Consider the following 22,705-nt stretch of genomic DNA (forward strand, 5'->3'; position numbering starts at 1 on the left):
GGTGCGAGCGGTGACGTCCGAGAGTGAGGGCGACGCCAGGCCGGGAGCGCTCACGCGTCCCGAGGTGCACGCCGACCGGCAGCCCTTGTGGTGTGACGTGGGCGGGAGGGAGACGGCGGGCAGGCCGCTGGTGTTGATGAGGGGTGGTGACAGCGCCGTGTGACGCGATGTCCGACCCGCCCCTTACGGTGGGGGCAGAAGTGTCGCAGAGGTGGCGGCGGGGGAGGGGGACGTACGGGCATGCGCAGGGTTCCACCGGAGATGTTCCGGTTCACCACGGGCGAGAAGGCCGATCTGAACGGCGCCGTGCTGGAGGCCTTCGGCGTGGCGGGCGAGCATCTGGAGACCACGCTCGGGATCGACGCCGTGCGCGAGCGGCTGCGTGCGGTGGGCTGGATCGCGGACCTGGCGGACGAGGAACTGCACGACGCGCTGAAACGCCTGGTGAAGTGGGAACTCCTCGACGTGGTCCACAACCACGCCGAGAACTACCGCACGGCCGAGGAGTACGAGCGGCGCAACCTCCACTACTCGCTGACCCGCAAGGGCGAGGCCGCGCTGGCCGGGGTACGGCACGCCCTGGAGGTGCTGGCCTCGACGGGGGCGTTGCAGACCGCCGTGCTGGAAGCGATCACCGACCGGCTCGACGAACTGACCGTGCTGGCCGGTGAACCCGCCGCGGCCGACCGCCGGATCTTCAGCACCCTGCGGGAACTGGAAGGCCATCTGGAGGCCCTGGTGGAGAACACCAAGGCCTTCAACGGCCAGTTGCAGCGGCTCCTGCGCACCGAGGGCGTGGACCTGGAGGTGTTCCGCGAGGTCAAGGCCGCGACCGTCGCCTACCTCCAGGAGTTCCTGGTCAATCTCGACCGGCGGGGCGAGACCGTCGCCGCAGCCGTGGCCCGCGTGGAGGAGCGGGGCGTCGCGGTGCTGCGGCAGCGGGCCCTGCGCGGCGCGGAGCTGCCGCCGATGCCGGGGGAGGACCCGGCGGCCGGCTGGCTGGAGAGCCGACGGGCACGCTGGTCGGGCCTGCGGGCCTGGTTCCTGCCGGACGACGGGGCGCGCCCCCGGATCGAGCAACTGCACGACATCGCCCGGCGCGCCATCGTCTCCCTCCTCCAGGTCCTGGAGCGCATCAACGAGTCCCGGCGCCGCTCCTCCAGCGCCGTCCAGGACTTCCGCGAACTGGCCCGCTGGTTCGCGGCCGCTCCCGAGGAGGACGACCTGCACCGGCTGTGGGCGACGGCCTTCGGCCTCGGACCGGCACGCCACGCCCATCTCGCCCACCCCGACCCGGAGTTGATCCCGTCGGCCCACTCCTGGTCCGAGGCGCCCGCGGTGGAGGTGTCGGCGCTGCTGCGCACCAGCGGACGGACCGAGCGCTTCACCCGCACCGGCCGAGTCCGCGACGTGACGGCCGTGCGGGCCGAACGCGCCGAGCGGGCCCGCGCCCAGCGGGCCGAACTCGCCCGCGCCTGGCAGGCATTGGAGACCGAGGGACCCGTGCGGCTGTCCTCCTTCGGCGCCCTGGAACCGGAGGTCTTCGACCATCTGCTGGACCTGCTCGGCCGGGCCCTGGCCGCCCCGTCGGACGCGAGCGGTCTGCGCCGGGCCACGACCGCGGACGGCAGGGCGGAGGTCGTGCTGTCGCCGCCTCCCGACACCCGTCGCGCCGTACTGCACACCGCGAGGGGGACCCTCACCGGCCCGGACTACGTCGTCCACATCGTGGCGGCGGGCGCAGCGGCCGCCTTCCCGGTGGCCGGCGCCGCCACGGGACAGGAGGCGGCCGGATGAGCACCCTCGCCAACCAACTGGCCGCCACGGAGAGGGAAGAGGTCGCCCGCGCCATCCGGCTCCTGCTGGCCCGTCCGCTGCTCACCGAGACCGCCGACCCGACCGGTTTCGACCTGGTACGACGGCGCCGTTCCCCGCTGACCGGCTGGTTCGACTACACCTGCGGCTGGAGCCTGGTCGTGGAACCCCGGCGCGGATACGCCCGCCTCACCAAGATCCGCGCGCACCCCGACGGCTCCCGCCCGGCCCGCAGGGCACGCTCCGGCCGCGCCCCGTTCGACCGCCGCCGCTACGTCCTGCTCTGCGTCACCGCGGCCGAGCTGCTGTCGATGCCGATGACGACCATCGGCGTGCTCGCCGACCGGGTCGTCCAGGCGACCGCCGCCGACCGGGCCCTCCCGGCGTTCGACCCCGTCCAGCGGCCGGAGCGGGCGGCGTTCGTCGACGTCCTGAAGCTGCTGGAGTCCTACGACGTGCTGCGCAGCGTGGACGGGACGACCGAGTCGTACGTCGACTCCGCCGAGGCCAAGGTGCTCTACCGCGTCGACAGCACCCTGCTGATGCGGCTGCCCGCCGCGCCCGTCGGCGCCTCCCGGCTCGCCGTGCCTCCGGGCGAGGTCCCCGCACGGTTCGACGACCTCCTCACCGACCTCGTCCGGGAGCGCCGTTACGGCGGCACGGCCGGCGACGGCACCACCGACGGGCTGCCCGGCGAGAACGCCACCACGGACGCCCAACGCAACCTGAAACTGCGCCACTCGGTCCTGCGCCGACTCTTCGACGACCCCGTGCTCTACCGCACCGACCTCGCCGCCGACGAACTCGCCTACGTCACCTCCCTGACCGGCCGCCAGATCCTGCGCCGCTCCGTCGAACAGGCCGGTTTCCTGCTGGAGGAACGGGCCGAGGGCTTCCTCCTCGTCGACCCGGACGGCCTCGCCACCGACGTCCGCTTCCCCGACGACACCTCCACCGCCCGGGTCGCCGCGCTGCTCCTCCTCGAACCGCTCTGCGCGACGCCCGCGGGCCTGCTGCCCGAGCAACTGGCCGAGGCCGGAGCCGATCTGCTGCGTCGCTTCCCGGGCTGGGCCAAGGCCTACCAGTCCGAGGACGGCCCGGCCCGGCTCGCCGAGGACGCCCTGCGCGTCCTGCTCGACATGGGCCTGGCCGGCCCGGCCCGGGGCCGCGTCGTCGCCCGCCCGGCCGCCCACCGCTACCGCGTGACGCAGGCCACCACCCCGGGCCCGAAGAACGACCCGGTGGACACGACCGGTTCCGGCGGCGTCGCCGTGGAAGGAGACCCGCAGTGAACGTGACCGAGCTGCCCCGCCAGCGACTGCCCGAGGAGAGCAACCAGCCGCCGCCCGCCCGGCACCCGGACGCCGCCCCCGGCCGCTGGCAGCCCCACCGCGCGGGCATCCTCAACATCTGGCGCTACTACGACGAGACGTTCACCTTCCACCAGGGACGCCTGCTGCTGCGCGGCCAGAACGGCTCCGGCAAGTCCAAGGCCCTGGAACTGCTGCTCCCCTTCCTCTTCGACGCCAGCCTCCGCCCCAACCGCCTCTCCACGTTCGGCGGTTCGGAACGCACCATGCACTGGAACCTGCTGGGCGCGGGAGCCTCGGGCAAGACACGGGTGGGGTACGTGTGGATGGAGTTCCGGCGCGTCGACGACGACGGCACCGAGCACTGGTTCGGCTGCGGCGCCCGCCTGCACGCGAGCGTCCACACCAGCACCGCCCACGCCGAGTACTTCACCACCGGCTCCCGGATCGCCCACCCCGACGGCGTCCTCCTCGTCAACGAGACGGGACAGCCCCTGTCCAAGGCCGCCCTCGCCGACGCCCTGCGCGACCGGGGCGAGGTGCACCCGTCCCCCACCGACCACCGCACCGCCGTTCGCCGCGCGCTCTTCCCCGGCATGGCGGAGCAGCGCTACGAATCGCTGCTCTCCGCGCTGCTCCAACTGCGCCAGCCCAAGCTGTCCGAACGGCTCGACCCCGCCCTGCTGTCCCTCCTGCTGTCCCGCGCCCTGCCCCCGCTCGGGGAGGCGGAGATCACCGAACTGGCCGAGGGCTTCGAGCGCCTCGACCGGCAACGCGACCACCTCGACCGGCTCGACGCCGAAGTGGCGGCGGCCACTGCCGTCGCCTCCCGGCAACGCGCCTACGCCCGCCGGGTCCTGCGGGCCGGTGCGGCCGGGCTGATCTCGGCGACGACCGACATGGACGACCTCACCCGTGCCGCCCGCCAGAGCGCGGGCGCACTCGACGAGGCGCTCACCGAACGCGGCTCGGCCCAGACCCTGCGCGACGCACTGGAGCTGCGGGCCCACGCCCTGGACGAGACCGTCAACGGACTGCGCGAGAGCGACGCCTACCAGAAGGGCGAGCAGCTCGACCGACTCCGCCGCGACACCGCCGACCTGGTCGCCGCCGCCGAGGAACGGCACGCCACCGCCCGCTCCGCCGCAAAGGGAGCGGAGCAGGACCAGAAACTCGCCGACGAGAGCGCGGGACACGCCCGCACCTTCGACGAGCAGGCGCGTGAGGCCGGCGACGAGGCACACCGGTCCGCCCGGGCCTCGGGACTGGAGTCCGTCCACCACGAAGTGGGGGCGATGCTCGCCCTGCCACCGGCGGCGCCCCGCCACGACGGCCCGGGGAGCGGGTCCGTCGGCCGGACACCCGAGGACTCCGGCGGCGTCGCGCACCCGCCGGGAGGGGACGCGGCGCGCCGGGCCCGACGGCTGCTCCGGGGCGCGGTCACCGCCCGGCGCGAGCAGGTCACCCACCTCACCGAGGCGATCGAGGAGCACGACCGCGCGGTACGCGACCGGGGCACCGCCGAAGGCCTGCTGGAGGAGGCCCGCACCCGGCTCGGGGACGCGCTCGCCCACCGGGACGAGACCGCGGGGGCCTGGGACGACGCCGTCACCGGGCAGGCGGAACGGCTGCTGGCCTGGGCGGCCGACTGCACCGAGCTGAGCATCGCGGACCCCGGCGAACTGGCGGCCAGAGCGGCCGTCGAGGCGGAGGTCCGCGCATGGGTCGACGCCGCCGCGCGACCACGGGAGCAGGAGATCAGCACGGCGCGGGCCGAGGCGCGCGCCGCCCACCGGGGCCTGGTCGAGCAGCGGGACGGCCTCGACGCGGAGGTGCGCCGGCTCAGAGGGGAGAGCGACCTGCCGCCGCCCGCGCCGCGCACCCGCACCACCGTCCGCACCATGGCGGCGGGCGCACCGCTGTGGCGGCTGGTGGCCTTCCACGACGAGGTTCCGGTCGCCGTCCAGGCAGCGGTGGAAGCCGCGTTGGAGGCCTCGGGTCTCCTGGACGCGTGGGTCAGCCCCTCGGAGGGGATCACCCTGCCGGGCCACGACACCCGCGTCGAGGCCACCCTCGCCGCCCCCGCGCCGGGCCCCAGCCTGCTCGACGTGCTGCGCCCCGAGGAGGGCATCCCGGTACCGGCCGCGACCGTGAGCCGGGTCCTCGCCGGCGTCGCCTACGGCCCCACCCTGCCCGGCGGACACCCCGCCGCCGTCTCCGCCGACGGAACCTGGCGCCTCGCGCCCGCCACCGGGAGCTGGGCCAAGCCGGAACCCGCCTTCATCGGCGCCCTCGCCCGGCAACGGGCCCGGCAGCGCACGATCGCCGAACTGACCGGGCGGATCGAGGAGACGGACACCGCCCTCGCCGCCCTCGACGACCGGCTGCGCGCGCTCGACGCCCGGGCCGCCCGGCTGGACGCCGACCGGGCCGCCCGCCCCGACCACCGGGAACTCGACGCGCGGCGACGGGAGTGGGACCGGGCCGAGGAGACGGTGGCCGCCCGCGACGACGTCGTCCGCGACGCGACCACCCGCCTCGCCCGGCGGGAGACCGGCGTGGCGGACGCGCTGCGCGAGCTGAGCCGACGGGCCGCGGACCACGGACTGCCCACCGACCGGGGGCGGTTGCGGACCCTCGGCGACGACATCGAGCGGTTCCGCGACCTCGCCGACAGCTGGATCGACGCCCGCCTCACCGCGACCGCCGCCGCCGAACGGGCCCGGCAGACGGCCGCGCAGGCCGACCGCGCCCGGCGCATCGCGGACGAGCAGGCCGGGGAGGCGGCCGCCGCCGAGGCGAAGGCCCTCGGGACGACGGCGCGGCTGCGCGCGGTGGAGGCGACCGTCGGAGAGGACTACCGGCAGATCGTCGCCCGCGTCACCGAGGCGCGCGCCGAACGGGACCGCTGCCGGGAGGAGACCCGGCGCACCAACCGGCTCCTGGTGGACCTGCAAGGCCGCATCGGAGAGCTGACCGCCACCAGCGGCCAGGACGCCGAACGACGGGAGCAGGCCGTCGCGGCCCGGGACGGCGCGGCCCACCGGCTCAGACACCTGTGCCTCGTCGGCCTGGCCGAGGACGCCGGGGTCGCACCGCGACTCGACCTCGGGGACGGCACCAGGGCCACACTGGAGGCCGCCCGTGCCCTCGCCGCCCAGTGGCCGGGCCTGCCGCACGCGCCACGCAACCTCGGCGACGCCGCGACCCGCCTCTCCGAAGCCGTCCACGAGGCCCGGGGAAGCCTCGGGGTCCGCGCCGACCTCGATCTGGAGCCCGACGACGACGTCCAGCTCTTCACCGCCACCCTGGACGGCGTCCGCGTCGGGGCGAGCGGCCTGCTCACCGCGCTCACCCAGGAACGCGACCGCAGCCGTGGCGACATCAGCACCGCCGAACGGCGCCTGTTCGACCAGATCCTCACCGGCGACATCCGGCGCCACCTCGCCGCCCGCATCCGCCGGGCCGGTGAACTCGTCGACCGCATGAACGGCCACCTGGAGCGGGTCCGCACGGCCTCCCACGTCGCGGTGCAGCTCGTCTGGGACGTCCGCCCCGACCTCCCCGACAGCACCCGCACCGCCCGCCACCTGCTCCTGAAGGACCCCGGCCGGGTCACCGAGTCCGACCGGGAGGCCCTGCACGCCTTCTTCCGCGCCCGCATCGAGGAGGCCAAGGGCAGCGACACCGCCGCGAGTTGGGAGGAACACCTCGGCGACGTGCTCGACTACACCGCCTGGCACAGTTTCACCGTCCGGCTGGAGCGGGCGGACGGAAACGGCTGGCAGCCGCTGACCAAACGACTGCACGGCGCCCTGTCCGGCGGGGAGAAGGCCATCGCCCTGCACCTGCCGCTGTTCGCCGCCGTCGCCGCCCACTACGAGGACGTCCCCCTGGCACCCCGCCCGATCCTGCTCGACGAGGTCTTCGTCGGCGTCGACACCGTCAACCGAGGACAGGTCTTCGCCCTGCTCACCGCACTCGACCTGGACCTCATGATCACCTCCGACCACGAGTGGGGCACCTACCGCGAACTGCCCGGCATCGCCGTCCACCAACTCCTCACCGACGGCGACGACGAAGCCGTCACCAGCGCCCGCTTCGTCTGGAACGGCACCCGCATGGAGGCTCAATGACCGCCGTGGACGCCACCGAACCGGCCCCGGGCGACGCCACCCTGCGCCGCCCCGAACTCAGCCCCCTCTGGCAGACGGTCCACGACCGCCTCTCCGCAGGCCGCCCCGTCACCCGGATACGCCTCGGACCACTGGACGAGCCCCAGCGCGAGGCCCTCGCCGACCTCCTCGGCCTCGACCGCCTGCCAGAACCCCGCCCCTCCATCGTCCTGGCCCGCCTGGACGAAGCCGTCACCGAACTCTCCGGCCGTACCGTCCGGGAGGTCGTCAGCGCGCTCGTCGGACCGCTCGGCGACCGAGCAGGCGAGCGACGCCGCCACGACGACGAACGCGCCGGGCTGTGGAGTTGGCTGACCGGACACGACACGGTACGGGCCCAACCGGTGCTCGCCGACTGGGCCGCCTCCTGCCGGGCGGCGGGCCTGACCGGCGGCTCGGTGGACCGCACCCGGGCCCTGCTCACCGACGCGCTCACCGTGCTCGCCGCACTCCCCGGCCAGGCCGAGCCCCTGCCCGTCTTCGCCGCCCGGGTCCTGAACGGCCACGCGCACGCCCTCGACGACGGCACCCCGCTGTCCACGCTCGTCCTGCGCGCCCTGGCCACCCTGTACGACACCGCCCCACCCGCGTCGGCGGCGCAGCGGCGCGCCCTGTGGACCCGCGCCGGCGTCGCCGACGACGAGCTGTCCGGCACCGTCCTCGCCTGCGGACTGCGCCTCGTCGGCGACGGCCTGCTCGCCCGCCTGGCCGGGCTGTGCGCCGAGGCCGGTCAGGCCGCCAGCCTGACCCTCGCCCACGTCCGGAACGCGGGTGAACTGTCCCTGCCCGCCGGGCCTGCCCCGCACGTCGTCCATGTGGTGGAGAACCCCAGCATCCTGGCGCTGGCCCTGCGCCGTTTCGGCGCCGACTGCCCGCCCCTCGTCTGCACGTCCGGCTGGCCCAACAGCGCGGCGGTCCAGCTCCTGCGCCTCCTCGCCGACCGGGGCGCCGCTCTACGCCACCACGGCGACTTCGACGGCGAGGGCATCCGTATCGCCGCGTACGTCCAGGACAAGACCCGGGCGAGCCCCTGGCGCATGACGGCCGCGGACTACCGGGCGGCCCTCGCCCGTACCGCGCGCGGCCCGCACCCCGGGCGCATCACCGACGCACCGTGGGACGCCGAACTGGCCGCGTCGATGACGGAACACGGCATCGCCGTCGTCGAGGAGCTGGTGGCCGATGTGTTGCTGGACGACCTCGCCGCTCGGGTGCGGCCGGGGTATGAGTCGCGGAGAAGCTGAAGGAAGTATTCCGGTCAGGGGACCGTTGGGTTTCAGCCATCGGCGGGGGTTGGTGGCGTCTGGAGGGGGCGCGGCGACGGGTGGCGGCCCGGCAGTGCTGCGACCTCGGTGTCTCTCCGTTTCCGGGGGCGTATGCGCGGAGGGGTCGCACGCCCTGTTGGCGCTACCTGTGTGGGAGATGAGGAGCACCTGTCAGGGGTGTGCGGGTGCGGTATGAAAATACCGAGAATTTGCTCAGGGGAAACGCTTTCTTGGTGCGGCCGAAACAACCCCTGTCGCCCGAACTGCCCACGCCCTACCGTGGATTGAGCACTTGAGCATCAGGAGTCGCAAGCGCATTGCTTGACCCGGGCACATGACCGTCCGGGCATCGACGGGGGAGCTGATGCGGTGCGTTCGGGCCGCCGACGTCCAGTCGCGCGGTGCCGTTCGCCGCGCTGATGTGCCACGCTCACCCCGCTGTCCGCCCCTTGGTGCGTCTGTCCGGTGCCCGAGACAGGGATAGGAGGGGGAGATCCAATGAGCCCGGTCAGCGCGGTCGGCGCCGCCAAGCCGACATACCCCGGCGTCTACGTCGAAGAGGTTCCCAGCAGCACCCGCACCATCTCGACCCTGACCACGTCGGTCACCGCATTCGTGGGCCACACCCGGCGCGGTCCGCTCAACGAGCCGGTGCGCGTCACCAGCTTCGCGGAGTTCGAACGCCGCTTCGGTGGCCTGAGCGCACGCAGCGCCGTCGGCTACGCGGTCCACCAGTTCTTCGGCAACGGCGGCACGGTCGCCGTCGTCGTCCGCGTCAACAAGGCCGGCAGCGGCAAGGCCGCCCGCGTCGTCCTGGAGTCCACCGAGGGGCACAGCGAGAGCCGGGTCCTCGACGTCCACGCCAAGGAGTCCGGCGGGTGGGGCAACGGCCTGCGCGTCGCCGTCGACTACGACACCCCGTGCCCCGACGAGACCTTCGACCTGCGCGTGTACGACGCCAGGGGCGAGGCCCGCGAGTCCTTCACCGGGCTGTCCATGGACGCGGCGCACGGGCGGTACGCGCCGACCGTGATCAACACGGGTTCGCGGCTCATCCGCGTCGACGCCGTCGGTGAGGGGCGCCCCGACCCCTCGGGCACCGTCTCCAAGCCGTTCGGGCGTGAACTGCCCGACCTGGCCGTCGACGTGACGGTGAAGATCGGGGACGTGGAGCGCGAGTTCACGCTCTACGACCCGCACGGCGACGGCGAAGCCCCCTGCTCTGTCGCTGAGTTGGCGCTGCTCCTGGAGCGCAAGCTGCGGGCGCTGCCCGACGCGCCCGGCAAGCACGCCTTCGCGGGCGCCGAAGTCACCGCGTTCGGACGGCGGTTGCAGGTCGTCGCGGGCTCCACCGACCCCGAGGACATCGTCCGCTTCGTCGGCGAGTGCGCCAACGACCTCGGTCTTGAGGCCTCGGTCAACCCGCCCGTCTTCCCGCTGGAGGGCGGCGAGGACGGCGAGGCGCCCGGGCCGCGCGACCTCATCGGCTCCGAGGCCGACAAGACCGGCATCCAGGCCCTGCGCGGAGTCGCTGACGTCAACCTCCTGGCCCTGCCCGAACTGGCGGCGTACGAGAAGACCGAGGACGCCCTCACCGTCGTTTCCGCCGCCCAACGGCTGTGTCAGGAGCGGCGGATCTTCCTGCTGGTGGACGCGCCCGGCACCTGGGTGAGTGTCGACACGGCACGGGCCGGGGCCGCCGCCTTCGACGCCGTGCGCGGCAGCCACGCGGGCCTGTACTTCCCGCACCTCCAGCTCACCGACCCGCTCACCGGGCGACTGCGTTCCTTCCCGCCTTCCGGCGCGGTCGCCGGGGTCATCGCCCGCACCGACTCCGAGCGCGGGGTGTGGAAGGCACCGGCCGGCACCGAGGCCCAACTCGTGGGCGTGCGCTCGCTCACCGTCGACCTCACCGACCGTGAGACCGGACTGCTCAACCCGCTCGGTGTCAACTGCCTGCGGACCTTTCCGGTGACCGGGCCACTGGTGTGGGGCGCCCGCACCCTCGAAGGGTCCGACGCGCTGGACAGCGACTGGACGTACGTGTCCGTGCGGCGGCTCGCCCTGCATGTGGAGGAGAGTCTCCAACGAGGCCTGCAATGGGTCGTGTTCGAGCCCAACGACGAGAGTCTGTGGCAGCAGATCCGGCTGGCCGCGTCCTCGTACCTGCACACCCTCTTCCGCCAGGGCGCCTTCCAGGGCAGCACCCCGCGCGCCGCGTACTTCGTCAAGTGCGACAGCGAGACCACCACCGACGAGGACATCGCGAACGGCGTCGTCAACGTCCTGGTGGGCATCGCGCCGGTCTGTCCCGCCGAGTTCGTGGTCGTCAAGATCCAGCAGACGTCGGGGCAGTTCGCGCTCTAGGCACCCGCTGACATTTGGAGAGCTGAAGGAATCCGATGGCTGAGTTCACGGTCAACGCGCATCGCTTCGACCCCTACAAGAACTTCAAGTTCCTGGTCCTGTGGGACGGTCGCACGGTCGCCGGCATCAGCAAGATCAGTCCGCTCAAGCGGACCACCGAGGTCGTCAAGCACCGGCACGGCGGCGACCCCTCCTCCCCGCGCAAGTCGCCGGGCCGCTCGGAGTTCGAGGGCATCACCCTCGAACGCGGGGTGACCCACGACCCCGAGTTCGACCGCTGGGCGAACAAGGTCTGGCAGGTCGGCGCGGGCCTGGGCTCCGAAGTGTCCCTGGCCGACTTCCGCAAGGACATCGTCATCCAGGTCCTCAACGAGGCCGGTCAGGTCGCCGTCTCGCACAAGCTCTACCGGACCTGGCCCAGCGAGTACCAGGTCCTCGGCGAACTCGACGCCAACGCCAACGCGGTGGCCATCCAGTCGCTGAAGCTGGAGTGCGAGGGCTGGGAACGGGACTACGAGGTACCCGAGCCGGCCGAGCCGTCCTTCCTCAACCCGGCCTGAACCGACGGCAGTTGAGGAGTCCGGGGGGACGGTATGGCGATCACGGGAGCGGCCGGGCTGCTGGCCGCCTGGGAAGCGGGACTGGCCGAGGCGCCGGGCGGGCGGGCGCTGCTGCTGCACCGCGCGGCGCGGCCCGACGACGACACCGGGCGGCTGCTCGCGGTGCCCGTCGGTGAACGTGAGGCGGATCTGTTCGCGCTGCGCCGGGCCCTGTTCGGTGAGCGGATGCAGGTGCGGCTGGCGTGCCGGGCGTGCGGCGAGGACATGGAGTTCGAGCTGGACGCCGGGCACCTCGCGGACTCGGCCCAGGTGCCGGGTGAGCCGGTCGTGCGGGTCGAACAGGACGGCTGGGACGTCGAGTTCCGGCTGCCCGGGGTGGCCGACCTGACGGCGGCGGCCCGTTCCCAGGACCCGCGCGCCGCGTTGCTCGACCGGTGCCTCGTCGCGGCGCTGCACGACGGGAGCGCCGTGACCGCCGCCGACCTGCCCGCGCCCGTGCAACGCCGGATCGCCGCGGCCGTCGAGGAGGCCGACCCGGGCGCCGACCTGGCGCTCCACGTGGCCTGCCCCGAGTGCGGGCAGGCCACCCGGGCCGAACTCGACATCGCCTCCTACCTCTGGACCGAACTGGACGCCTGGGCACGGGACGTGCTCCTCGACGTCCATCTCCTCGCCACCGCGTACGGCTGGAGCGAACCGGAGATCCTCACGCTCAGCCCGCTGCGCCGCCGCTACTACCTGGAGCTGTGTGCCGATGTCTGACGCCGACGGGGCCCCCGTTCCCGACTTCCTCGACCGGCTGATCGCCCGGCACACGGCCCCGCGCCCGAGCGGGGTGCGGGTGCGGCCCCGGCTGCCCGGCCCCTTCGAACGGGTCGAGGCCGTACGGGAGCGGGCGGCCGCGCCGGACGAGGACGCGCTGCTGTGGCCCTCGGCGCCGCCGTCGGCCGCACCCACGCCGGACCTGGCGCGCCCGGCGCGTGCGCGGACGCGGACGTCCACGGAACGGGAGCGGACGATCGTTCGCACCGAGCGGGCGCCGGAGCCACCGGCCGCCCGCCCGGCACCGCAGGCCGGGCCCGAGACGCCGTCGCCGCGTCCCGCCACGCCCCTCGCGACGGGGCCGCGCCCGTCGCCCGACGCCGGGCGGCGCGCTACCGGCCGGACCCGACGGCAACCGTCACCGACCCCGGCGGCCGCGCCCGGAGCGCCGGGAACGGACGGTGCCCGCACCGCCGTCGCGGCGCCGCTGCGCCCCAGCGCCGCCGACACGGCGGCCGCCCGCGACGCCGTCCGGCAGGCGGCGGCCCGGCGACCGGCCCGCGCCACCGAACAGGTGGTGCAGGTGCAGATCGGGCGGCTCGAAGTCACCGCGTCCGACGCGCCGTCGGGCGGGGCGCGGGAGCGGACGCCCACGGCCGGGCGCGCCGGGGCGACCGTGGGTCTGGCGGAGTACCTGGCCCGGGGGCGCGCGTGAGCGGCACGGCAGGCACCGGCAGGACGAGAGGAACCGAGGAACCGACGTCATGAGCAACGCACTTGCCCTCGCCCATGTCACCCAGGCCCTCGCCCTGCTGATCGAGTCCCACCTCGGGCCCGAGGTCGACATGGCCGTCAAGGTCGAGCCGCGCAAGCCACCGGCCGACCCGCCGCCCGAGCCCACCATCTCCGTGTTCCTCTACCAGGTCACGCCCAACACCTCGCAGCGCAACCACGACCTGCCGACCCGCGCCGCCGACGGCACCCTCGTCAGACGGCCGGCGGCGGCGCTCGACCTGCACTTCCTGATCACCGCGTACGGCGACGAGACCGAACTCGTCGGGCAACGGCTGATCGGCTCCGTGGTCCGCGCGCTGCACGAGATCCCGGTGCTGCCCAAGGACGTCATCGAACAGGCCCGTGAGCAGCGGCCGTACCTGGCGGCCAGCGACCTCGGCGCGTCGGCGCAGCGGGTGCGGTTCACGCCGACGGTGATGGACGTCGACGAGACGTCGAAGCTGTGGGGAATGCTCTACCAGACGCCGTACGCGCTGTCCGTGGTCTACCAGGCGACGCTGGTCCTCATCGAGGGCCGCGAGGGCCCGGTGCCGGGCAGGCCGGTGGAACGACCCGAGGTGAGGGCACTGCCGTTCGGCGCACCGGGAGCACCGCTGCCTCCCGGACCGGTACCGGTGCCTGACGGGTCGTCAAACGGCGCTCCCCCAAAGGACGTTGAAAGGTCCAAGGAGTCCAAGGAGTCCAAGGAGCCCGAGGAGCCCGTGAAGGCCGTGGCCAAGAAGGCCTCGAAGGCTCCCGCGAAGGCCGCCGCCAAGGCACCCGCGCGGACCCGCAGGACCGGCCGGGCGAGCAAGCAGGCACCACCGGTGCCGAAGCCCCGAGGCGAGACCACCGAGACCACAGAGACCACCGAGACCACCGAGACCACCGGGAACTGAGACGACGTGAGGGCGACGGGGGCGGGTGAGGGCATGGGGAGCGACGGCACGGGCGGGGACGGCGGACGGCCGACGCTGACCTCGGAGATCCAGCGCGTCCTGGCCCGCGTCGACGCGCACGCGGCACGGACCGCCCCGAACGACGACGAGCCCGGCATCGCCGTGGTGCGTGTCGACGGCCCCGGCAGCGCCCCGCTCGACGACCTCGTCGCCTGCTTCGGACTCACCCCCTTCGAGCGGGACCTCGTACTCCTCACCGCCGCCCAGGAGTTGGAGCCCACGACCGCCGCTCGCTGCGCCGCCGCCTGCGGGGACCCCGAGCGGACCCACCCCACCTTCTCGCTCGCCCTCGCCGCCCTGGCCGAGCCGCACTGGAGCGCCCTCACCCCCGTGGCGCCGCTGAGGCGTTGGCGGATCGTCGAGCTGGACGACGAGACACGGCTCACGACCGCCCGGCTCCGCCTCGACGAACGCATCCTGCACTTCCTGCTGTCCTCGCCCTATCTGGACGCCCGGCTGCACGGCCAACTGCGCCGCACCCCGGTGCCGGACGCGCTGCCACCGGCGTACGACCTGGCCGCGAGCAGGCTCGCCGAGGGCTGGACGAACGGCACCGACAGCCCGTTGGTCGAGCTGACCGGCGGGCAGGCGCGCGGCCGGGCCGACCTCGCCGCCACGGCCGCCGCCCGTTCGGGCCTTGGGCTCTACGCGATGAGCGCCGACGACATCCCCGCCGACCCCGCCGACCGCGACCGGCTCGCCCGGCTGTGGCAGCGGGAGGCGATCCTGCTGCCGGCCGCGCTGCTCGTCGAGGTGGGCGACCTGGACCGTGACCAGCGGGCGGCGACCGAGGTGTTCCTCGCCGGGGCCGCCGTTCCGGTGGTGGTGTCGAGCGAGGACCCGCCGCGCACGGAACGCGTGTACGCGGCCCGGGTGGTCGTGCCGCGGCTCGACGACGACGAGCAGTTCGCGCTGTGGGGCGAGGCGTTCAGCCAGGTCGCGGATCTCGACGACGCTGAACTGCGTTCGCTGGTGGCCCAGTTCCAGCTGCCCCCGCACGTCGTGCGCTCCGCCGCCGCCACCGTACGGCGTCGGCTCCCGCACGAGGACGAGCTGACCGCCGCCCAACTCGCCTGGCGGGCCGGGCTCGACGAGGCCCGCATCGGCATGGACGAGCTGGGCCGGCGGATCGCGCCGCAGGCCGGCTGGGGCGACCTGGTCCTGCACGCACGGCAGACGAACGTGCTGCGCGAGATCGTCGCCCATGTCCGGCAGCGGGCAACGGTCCACCAGGAGTGGGGATTCGCCGCCACCCTGCGCCGGGGGCTCGGGGTCACCGCGATGTTCGCGGGCGGCTCCGGCACCGGCAAGACGCTGGCCGCCGAGGTCGTGGCGCGGGAACTCGGCCTCGACCTGTTCGTCATCGACCTCTCGCAGGTGGTCAGCAAGTACATCGGTGAGACCGAGAAGAACCTCCGCCGGGTCTTCGACGCCGCCGAACGCGGCGGCGCGCTCCTCCTGTTCGACGAGGCCGACGCCCTGTTCGGCAAGCGCAGCGAGGTCAAGGACAGCCACGACCGGTACGCCAACCTCGAAGTCAGCTATCTGCTGATGCGCATGGAGGCCTACCGGGGCCTCGCCGTCCTCACCACCAACATGAAGAACGCCCTCGACACGGCGTTCCTGCGGCGCATCCGCTTCGTCGTCGACTTCCCCTTCCCGGCCGAGCACGAGCGGGCCGAGATCTGGCGCCGGGTGCTGCCGTCGCAGGCCCCGGTGAAGGACATCGACACCGGTCTGCTGGCCCAACTCACCGTCGCCGGTGGGTCGATCCGCAACATCGCCCTGTCCGGTGCCTTCCTCGCCGCCGAGGAGGGCGGCCCGCTCCAGATGCGGCACATGCTCGCCGCCGCCCGCACCGAGTACCTGAAGCTGGAGCGCTCGCTGACGCCCGGGGAGGTCCGCGGATGGGTGTGAGCAGGGAGCCGAGCGAAATCCGCGTGGAGATCGGGGAGTTGGTGCTCGACGGGTTCCACGCCGACCCCGAGCGAGTCTCGGCCGCCTTCCAGCGCGAACTGACCCGGCTGGTACGGGAACACGGGGTGCCCCTCGCGGCGGACGGCGCGCTGAGCGTCGACGCGCTGTCCGGGCTCCCCCCGCTGCCGGGCGGGCTGTCCGCGCGCCGCCTCGGCCAGGAGCTGGCCCGCGCCGTGCACGAGGGGCTCAGCGGCCGTGGGGAGGTGAGCCGGTGAACTCCCCGGCGCAGGAGGCCCGTTCGGAGCAGTCGGCGAAGCAGCGCCGCCGCAGGCGCAAGGAACGCGCCGCCACGTCCCGTACCCCGGAGCCGAAGAGCATCGTCAGCGGCGCCGGGCAGCCTCTCGATCCGGGCGTGCGACGGGAGTTGGAGGAGCAGCTCGGGCACGATCTGAGCCGGGTGCGGCTGCACACCGGCCGGGACGCCGGGCAGCTGACCGAGCTGCTCGGGGCGGACGCGGTCGCCGTCGGCCAGGACGTCTTCTTCCGCGCGGGCGCCTTCCAGCCCGGCACGGCCGAGGGACGGCGCCTGCTCACCCACGAGGTGCAGCACACCGTGCAGAACCCGCACGGGCTCGGCGCACTGCGGGCCGGGCGCGAGCTGGGCGCGGTCAGCCTGCCGCAGCAGGCCATCGAACGGGAGGCGGAGGCGGCGGCGCAAGCGGTCGCGCGGGACGAGACGGCACCGCGGGTCGAGGAGGGGCAGGCCACCCCGGGCTGGCTGCGGTACGCGACCGTCGACGCCGACCGGATGCGCGCCGAGGCCGTCGACCCGGCGACCCTCGTGGACCGCCTCGCGGGCAACGTCCTGCGCAGCCTGCGCGGCGACCCCACCGACGCCTCCGGCCGGGTACGCCTCCAACTCGCCCGTATGTCGGAGCAGTTGGAGGACGCGGTCGTCGCCAGCCTGGAAACCCGGCTGCTGACCCCGGAGTACGAACGCCTCCTCGACCTCGCCGAGCGGGCCCGCCCCGGACTGCTCGAACTCCGGCCCGCCGAGGTGCCGTTGCCCGAGGTCGACCTCTTCGAGGAGCTGGGCGTCGAACGCGTCCAGTGGCGGAAGAAGCAGGAATCCGACCGGAGTTCGGCCGACCGGCGCGCCACCGACGAGCGCGAGGAGCAGCGGGACGCCAGGGCGCGGGACGAGAAGAGCGGCAGCGACCGCAGCCGGGCCCGTGCGGACGCCGCCACCGAGGACCAGGAGGCCGCCCGGCGCACCGAGCAGGAGGACGCGCGCAACGCCTCCCGGCAACAGGACCGGCAGGAACAGCAGCAGGAGGACGAGCAGGCCGCCGCCGACCGGGACCGCACCGACCGGGCCGCCGACGCGCGCACCGAGAGCGGGCAGGAGGGCGCCGAGCAGGCCAAGGAGGAGCGCAAGGAACAGCGCGAACGCGAGGAGGCCGACCCCCAGCAGGCCAGCGCGCCCGGCGCCGGCAAGCGCGCACGCCAGGACGAGCAGACGCAGCCCGCCGCCGGTTCCAAGGCCGAGGAACCCGACCCGAAGCAGCAGGCCCAACCAGGCCCCGTTCGCCCGGAGAAGGTCGACGAGCGGGCCGAACAGCCGGACTCCGCGCTGTCCGAGCACGGCCTCGACGACCAGGCCGAAGAGGGCGGCGCCGAGGTCGAGCCGCGCGAGGAGGAACGCCCGCTCGGCCTCGAAGCGGGCGCGGACAAGGACGTCGCCGGCGGCGAGGACGAGGGCCACCGGGCCCCGGGCGGCGAGACCGGGCCCGCGATCAAGCCCGAGGACCACCTCCCCGAGACCGACCTCGACCTCTCCGCCGTTGCGACCGCCGACCGGCTCGAACCGGGCGCCGCCGAACCGTCCCCGCCGACCTTCCCCACCCCGCCGCCGACCAAGGCGGAGACGATCGAACAGGAACGGGAGAAGCAGGAGAGCGAACAGGACGAGGACGAGGCCGGACCCGAACTCAAGGCCCCCGGACAGGACGAGGGCCCTGTCGAGGGCGAGGCCCCGCAGCCCGAGAACGGGCCCGCCGCCCAGACCCGCGACCGCGGCGCCCAGGACCTCCAGGAGACCGAGAAGCCCCTCGACCAGGAGGTCGGCCCGGACCTCGCGACCCAGGACAAGGAACAGCCGGAACCCGAGGCCGAACAGCCCGACCCCGAACAGCGGCAGGAGAAGGAGCAGAGCAAGGACCCGGACGACGCCGACGCGGGCCGGGGCGACGACGCCGAGGCCCCCGACGCGTCCCCCGACCCCCACGATCGAACGGCCGTGCAGCGGCAGTCGGCCGGGCAGGCACCGGCGCCGTCCGTGGCGTCCCCGGTCGCCGCCGCCGTTGCCACGCCTGCCGGGGCGCAGACGCCGAAGACGCAGGTCGAGGACCGCAACCCGTCGCCCGCCGCGCGGCGTGGCGCCGAACCGCCCAGGTCGGAGCGTGAGGCACCGCAGGCCAAGAGCCGGGTCCCCAAGGAGACCGGGCCCGGAGCCGTCCCTCGCGGACCCGTGGGCGCCGCCGAGCGGACCGGGCCGACGACCGCCGCAGGGCCCGGCGCCGCGCCGTCCGCCGCGCAGGCTGCGGTGAGCCCGGCCGCCGAACAGGCCGACACGCCGGGCCAGACCGCCTCCGAGGCGGTCGCGCCCCGGCCCGAGGCGTCCTTGGAGAAGGACGGCGGCGGCTGCTCCCCACCGGCGCCCGCACCTGAGAAGGACGAGGGCGGCCAGGGGAGTTGTGGGGGCGGCGGTGGTGGTGAGGCCGCGCGGGAGAAGGCGCAGGAGCCGCCGGACGTCTCGGGGCAGGACCCCAAGGCGGCCGTGCGGACCGTGAGCACCCTCGCGCCCGACCAGGCCGCCGCCGCCCTGCCCGGGGTCGACCGGGCCGTCGGGAAGAAGGTCGGTGAGGAGCAGCAGCGGCTCGACGCGGCCCCGCCCACGAGGGAACGTCCGTCGGGGGCGCCCCGGACGCGTTCGGCACCGCCCCAGTCCGCCCCGGCGGCGCCGCAGGTCACCGGAAAGGTGGCGCGGGTCGGCCCCGAGAGCCAGGCCGAGAAGCAGCGGGCGAAGGGCGGCGACAAGGCCGAGGGCAGGCAGCCCACCGAGGGCGTGGCGCCGCCGCCGGGCCCCGCCGTGCCCGACAAGGGCCTGAGCGAGGCCGAGGCGAAGAACGTCGAGGCGGCGGCCGACGCCATCCCGACCACGGACCCCGAACTCGCCGGCAAGACGGTCGGCCCCGCGCCGAAGATCCGCCTGGAGGGCGCGAGCGACCCCACACGCACCGACGACCAGGCCAAGGCCCTCAAGGACAAGCAGTCCGACCTCCGGGCCACCGGCCGCGAGGACGCCGCCAACCCCCTGGGCGAGGACCAGGTCTTCCCCGACGCGCCCCGGGAGCAGCTGACCGGCAAGGCCCCGGGCGGCGGGCGCGGCAAGGGCGGCGCCCTGGCGGCAACCCCCGCGCCCAGGCCCGGCGTCGGCGCGGTCGCGGGGCAGGAGAAGGGGGCCGAGATCACCGGCGCCGCCGGTACGGCGCAGGGGGACCTCGGGGCCCGGGAGAAGGAACACCAGCAGGGCGAGCAGCGGGCCAAGCAGGAGAAGCAGACCGAACTCGACCGCGAGGTGGAGCGGAACACCGCGCAGCAGACCGCCGAACGGGGCCGGGTGGCCCGCGAGACGCAGCAGCAGCGCGAGGACTGGCGGACCGAGCAGGACAAGAAGTCCGAGGACGCGGAGAAGAGGTCCGAGGACGAGCACGGCAAGAAGAACAAGGAGATCGTCAAGGCGCGCGACGACAAGGACAAGGAGATCGGCGCGCGCAAGGACCAGGACAACGCGAAGATCGACACCGAGCGGGAGAACGCCGAGCAGGAGGCCCGCAGGAAGAAGGAGGAGAAGAAGCCCTCCGGGGGCGTGCTCGGCTGGATCGCTGACAAGGTCGCCGACTTCTTCAAGGGCCTCCTCGCCGCGGTCACCGCCGTCTTCGACGCCGCCCGCAAGCTCGTCAACGGGATCATCGACACGTTCAAGGAGTGGGCCGACCGGGCCATCGACGTCGTGCGTGATCTGGCGGTCACGGCGATCAACGCGCTCGCCGACGTCCTGATCGCCATCGGGGATGTGCTGCTGGCCGCCTTCCCGGAACTGCGGGACCGGTTCCGCACCGCGATCGAGGGCCTGCGGGACGCCGCCGTGGCCAAGGTCGATGAGCTGGCCGAGGGCTTGAAGAAGGCCGTCACCAGCCTGTTGGACGCGCTGGCCGCCGGGCTGAACACACTCCTCGACGTCCTGGAAGCGGGCCTCAAGGCCGTCGTCGCGATCTATCAGGCCGTCATCGTCGGGGCGATCAGGTTCGCGCAGGCGGCCATCGAGGCGCTCGGGAAGTTCGCGGCCCTGGTCGCGGACATCGCCCCCGACCCGGGCGGCTGGATCGCCCAGGCGGGCAGCTCGGCCAGGACCGGCATCACCGACCATCTCTGGGGCGCCATCAAGGTCGCGGTCAAGGGGTGGTTCGACACCAAGGTCGAGGGCATCCTCGGGCTCGGCAAGGCCGTCATCGACGTCCTCGTCAAGGGCTGTGTGTCGCTGAAGCAGATCGGCAGGATGGCCTGGGAGGCGATCGTCGCCTCGCTGCCGATGATGATCGCCTCGCTGGTCATCGAGAAGGTCGTCGCGATGATCGTGCCGGCGGCCGGGGCGATCCTCACGATCGTGCAGGGACTGATGGCGGCCTGGCAGAGCGTCAGCTCGATCCTGTCGGCGTTCGGGAAGTTCTGGGCGTACCTGACGGCCGTGAAGGCGGGCCCGGCGGCGTGCCTGTTCGCGGAGGCGGTCGCCGCGGGGGTCGTCGCCCTCCTCGACGTCATCACCAACTTCCTTCTGGCGAAGCTCTCTTCTGCGACCAAGGGTGTCGGCAAGCGGCTCAAGGCCATGTCCCAGAAGATCATGGAGGGCCTGAAGAAGGCCGGGGGCGGGGCGAAGAAGGCTGCGGGGGCGGCGGTGAACTCGGCACGCGGGGCGATGCGGAACGCCCGCCAGAAGCTCGCGGAGTCGGCGGCGCCGCGCAGACGCTCGGGCGAGGCCTCACCCGACCCGAAGTCCCCGGTGAAACCGAAGGACCACGCGACCCCGAAGGGCCCGGCGAAGAAGCCGGACGCGCAGACACAGAGGCCGAAGGAGACCAAGCCGGAGCCCGGCACCGCCGCCAAGGACAAGGGCCAGGACAGCAAGGGCCAGGACAGCAAGTCCCCGGCGCCGTCCAAGAAGAAGGAGATCGAGGGCCCCAAGCCGACCAAGCCCAAGAGGCCCACGTCCCCGGCGGCCAAGGCGCTGGCCAGGGCCAAGGGCGCGGTCAGGTCCTCGGTGAGGAAGGCCGCCAACGCGGCGAGGACGCTCGGCCGGAAGCTGAAGAAGTCGAAGGCCGGCAAGGCCCTCAAGAACGGCGCGTCCACACTGCGGAACTTCTTCAAGAAGAAGAAGGACAGGCTGCGCGAGGACAAGCGGCGCCAGCGGGAGCAGAAGGGGCGGGAGCGGGACCGGCGGAAGAAGGAGGAGAAGTCCAAGGAGTCCAAGGAGGAGCGGCTCAGGAGAATCGTGGCGCGCCTTGAACCGAAGGTGAACTCCCTTCTCCAGCGCGGCATTCCGCAGCCCGTGCTCCGTGCGGTGCTGCGAGGCCTCCAGACCTGGTACCGGCTGACCGGACTCGAAGTCGACGACAATGGCGAGTCCTTCGACTTCACGGCTCTCCTGAACCCCTCCCTGAAATTCGGTGAGGCGCACTGGGACAAGTTCAGCCGGGTCGGCGAGGACGAAATCCGCCGCTTCACCGAGAACTCCGACCAGTCCAGGCAGTTCTCCTCGGAGGAGCAGAACAGGAACGCCGAGCGATACGGCGAGGGCGAACTTGGGCATCACATGGGTGCCCTGCCTCGTGAGCAGAGGCGAGCGGCTCTCGAATACTCCGAGTACGGCTGGGTCTACAACCAGATGCTGCGCCTGCACAACACCCCCGAAGAACTGCTGGACAGCTGGCGCGATCCCGGTCAGTTCCCCGGGCCGCGAAGGATGCTCACCGGCATCATGGGCGACACGGGCACGGGGCGGCACGGCCGTTACACTCCCGAGGATCTCAGGGCGGCGCTGTCCCGTGCGGGCCTCACCGACGTGGACGTGGGCCGGTTGAAAGGCATCCTCGATGCGGGCTCGTCCGCTGCCACACCCGAACAGGCCCGGAGCAAGCAACAACGGGCCATCGCGCAATGGATGAAGAAGTACGCGAGTCCCGAGGAGCGGTTGACGCTCTCTTTCGGTTCCTATCCGTCGCCGGAAGACTTCCTGGAACGCAATGTTCTGATCGACGAGGCCACAAGGGCGCAGCGGCTGCCCGAAGGGCTGGAGGTGCACAGGTCGCTGAGCGACATCAGTTTCATGAACGGTTTCAACAGGAATTTCCCCCGCGAGGTGGACCGCCTGGAAGGGACCGAGCAGCGCGAACCGGGTTTCATGTCGACATCGGTCGGCGGGGAGTCGACTTTCGCGACCAATCCGTACCGGATTCGGCTCAGCGTTCCGGAAGGATCGCGGGCGCTCTGGCTCGGCCGGACCAGCAAGTACCCTCACCAGCGTGAACTCCTGCTGCCCAGCAACACGGAGTACGAGATCCGCCAGGTGATCCCCCACGGACGTAATGGCCCATGGACCATCGTGGCCGTGGTCAGGGACCGCGGTGTGTAGTTCCAAGCAGCGCTCGGACGGCGGGGCGGAAATGTTTTCAGAATGGGAGC

The 22,705-nt window shown here is 73.4% G+C and carries 12 protein-coding genes; all 12 read left to right on the plus strand.

Going from position 1 to position 22,705, the window contains the following annotated elements:
* Positions 1-240: 240 nt before the first annotated feature.
* Positions 241-1,797 carry a TIGR02677 family protein gene (locus ACIQOU_RS00900; protein WP_401532733.1) on the plus strand — a complete coding sequence of 519 codons (1,557 nt, stop codon included), beginning with the start codon at positions 241-243 and terminating at the stop codon, positions 1,795-1,797.
* Positions 1,794-3,107, plus strand: a complete 1,314-nt coding sequence (locus tag ACIQOU_RS00905; protein WP_401532734.1) for a TIGR02678 family protein — start codon at positions 1,794-1,796, stop codon at positions 3,105-3,107. The genes ACIQOU_RS00900 and ACIQOU_RS00905 overlap by 4 nt, the downstream gene beginning before the upstream one ends.
* Positions 3,104-7,261, plus strand: a complete 4,158-nt coding sequence (locus ACIQOU_RS00910) for a TIGR02680 family protein (protein ID WP_401532736.1) — start codon at positions 3,104-3,106, stop codon at positions 7,259-7,261. Before ACIQOU_RS00905 ends, ACIQOU_RS00910 begins: the two co-directional genes overlap by 4 nt.
* A complete protein-coding gene (locus ACIQOU_RS00915) occupies positions 7,258-8,544 on the plus strand; it encodes a TIGR02679 family protein (protein WP_401532737.1) in 1,287 nt (428 codons plus the stop codon). Before ACIQOU_RS00910 ends, ACIQOU_RS00915 begins: the two co-directional genes overlap by 4 nt.
* Before the next feature lie 519 nt (positions 8,545-9,063).
* Positions 9,064-10,932, plus strand: coding sequence for a phage tail sheath family protein (locus ACIQOU_RS00920; RefSeq protein WP_401532738.1), 1,869 nt, complete (start codon positions 9,064-9,066; stop codon positions 10,930-10,932).
* Positions 10,933-10,967: 35 nt separating this feature from the next.
* Positions 10,968-11,492 (plus strand): phage tail protein, encoded by a 525-nt coding sequence (locus ACIQOU_RS00925; RefSeq protein ID WP_401532739.1) that lies wholly within the window; start codon positions 10,968-10,970, stop codon positions 11,490-11,492.
* A gap of 33 nt (positions 11,493-11,525) precedes the next feature.
* Positions 11,526-12,254 (plus strand): hypothetical protein, encoded by a 729-nt coding sequence (locus ACIQOU_RS00930; RefSeq protein WP_401532741.1) that lies wholly within the window; start codon positions 11,526-11,528, stop codon positions 12,252-12,254.
* On the plus strand, positions 12,247-12,969 hold the full coding sequence (locus tag ACIQOU_RS00935) for a hypothetical protein (protein ID WP_401532742.1): 723 nt from the start codon (positions 12,247-12,249) through the stop codon (positions 12,967-12,969). Before ACIQOU_RS00930 ends, ACIQOU_RS00935 begins: the two co-directional genes overlap by 8 nt.
* Positions 12,970-13,018: 49 nt before the next feature.
* The gene (locus tag ACIQOU_RS00940) at positions 13,019-13,927 is read left to right on the plus strand and encodes a DUF4255 domain-containing protein (RefSeq protein WP_401532743.1); all 909 of its coding nucleotides are present in this window, start codon (positions 13,019-13,021) and stop codon (positions 13,925-13,927) included.
* Positions 13,928-13,960: 33 nt separating this feature from the next.
* Complete coding sequence (locus ACIQOU_RS00945) at positions 13,961-15,904, plus strand: ATP-binding protein (protein ID WP_401532745.1); 1,944 nt, start codon at positions 13,961-13,963, stop codon at positions 15,902-15,904.
* Positions 15,895-16,179: a hypothetical protein gene (locus ACIQOU_RS00950; protein ID WP_401532747.1), complete on the plus strand. Its 285-nt coding sequence runs from the start codon at positions 15,895-15,897 to the stop codon at positions 16,177-16,179. Before ACIQOU_RS00945 ends, ACIQOU_RS00950 begins: the two co-directional genes overlap by 10 nt.
* Positions 16,176-22,655 carry a DUF4157 domain-containing protein gene (locus tag ACIQOU_RS00955; RefSeq protein WP_401532749.1) on the plus strand — a complete coding sequence of 2,160 codons (6,480 nt, stop codon included), beginning with the start codon at positions 16,176-16,178 and terminating at the stop codon, positions 22,653-22,655. Before ACIQOU_RS00950 ends, ACIQOU_RS00955 begins: the two co-directional genes overlap by 4 nt.
* Positions 22,656-22,705 lie beyond the last annotated feature (50 nt).

The sequence above is a fragment of the Streptomyces sp. NPDC091279 genome (assembly GCF_044757465.1).
In the GTDB taxonomy this organism is placed as follows: domain Bacteria; phylum Actinomycetota; class Actinomycetes; order Streptomycetales; family Streptomycetaceae; genus Streptomyces.

Bases quoted from the DNA above. Each gene is read 5' to 3' on its own strand.
- ACIQOU_RS00950 (WP_401532747.1), top strand. From the start codon at position 15,895: ATGGGTGTGAGCAGGGAGCCGAGCGAAATCCGCGTGGAGATCGGGGAG.
- ACIQOU_RS00945 (WP_401532745.1), top strand. From the start codon at position 13,961: ATGGGGAGCGACGGCACGGGCGGGGACGGCGGACGGCCGACGCTGACC.
- ACIQOU_RS00930 (WP_401532741.1), top strand. From the start codon at position 11,526: ATGGCGATCACGGGAGCGGCCGGGCTGCTGGCCGCCTGGGAAGCGGGA.
- ACIQOU_RS00935 (WP_401532742.1), top strand. From the start codon at position 12,247: ATGTCTGACGCCGACGGGGCCCCCGTTCCCGACTTCCTCGACCGGCTG.
- ACIQOU_RS00940 (WP_401532743.1), top strand. From the start codon at position 13,019: ATGAGCAACGCACTTGCCCTCGCCCATGTCACCCAGGCCCTCGCCCTG.
- ACIQOU_RS00920 (WP_401532738.1), top strand. From the start codon at position 9,064: ATGAGCCCGGTCAGCGCGGTCGGCGCCGCCAAGCCGACATACCCCGGC.
- ACIQOU_RS00915 (WP_401532737.1), top strand. From the start codon at position 7,258: ATGACCGCCGTGGACGCCACCGAACCGGCCCCGGGCGACGCCACCCTG.
- ACIQOU_RS00925 (WP_401532739.1), top strand. From the start codon at position 10,968: ATGGCTGAGTTCACGGTCAACGCGCATCGCTTCGACCCCTACAAGAAC.
- ACIQOU_RS00900 (WP_401532733.1), top strand. From the start codon at position 241: ATGCGCAGGGTTCCACCGGAGATGTTCCGGTTCACCACGGGCGAGAAG.
- ACIQOU_RS00905 (WP_401532734.1), top strand. From the start codon at position 1,794: ATGAGCACCCTCGCCAACCAACTGGCCGCCACGGAGAGGGAAGAGGTC.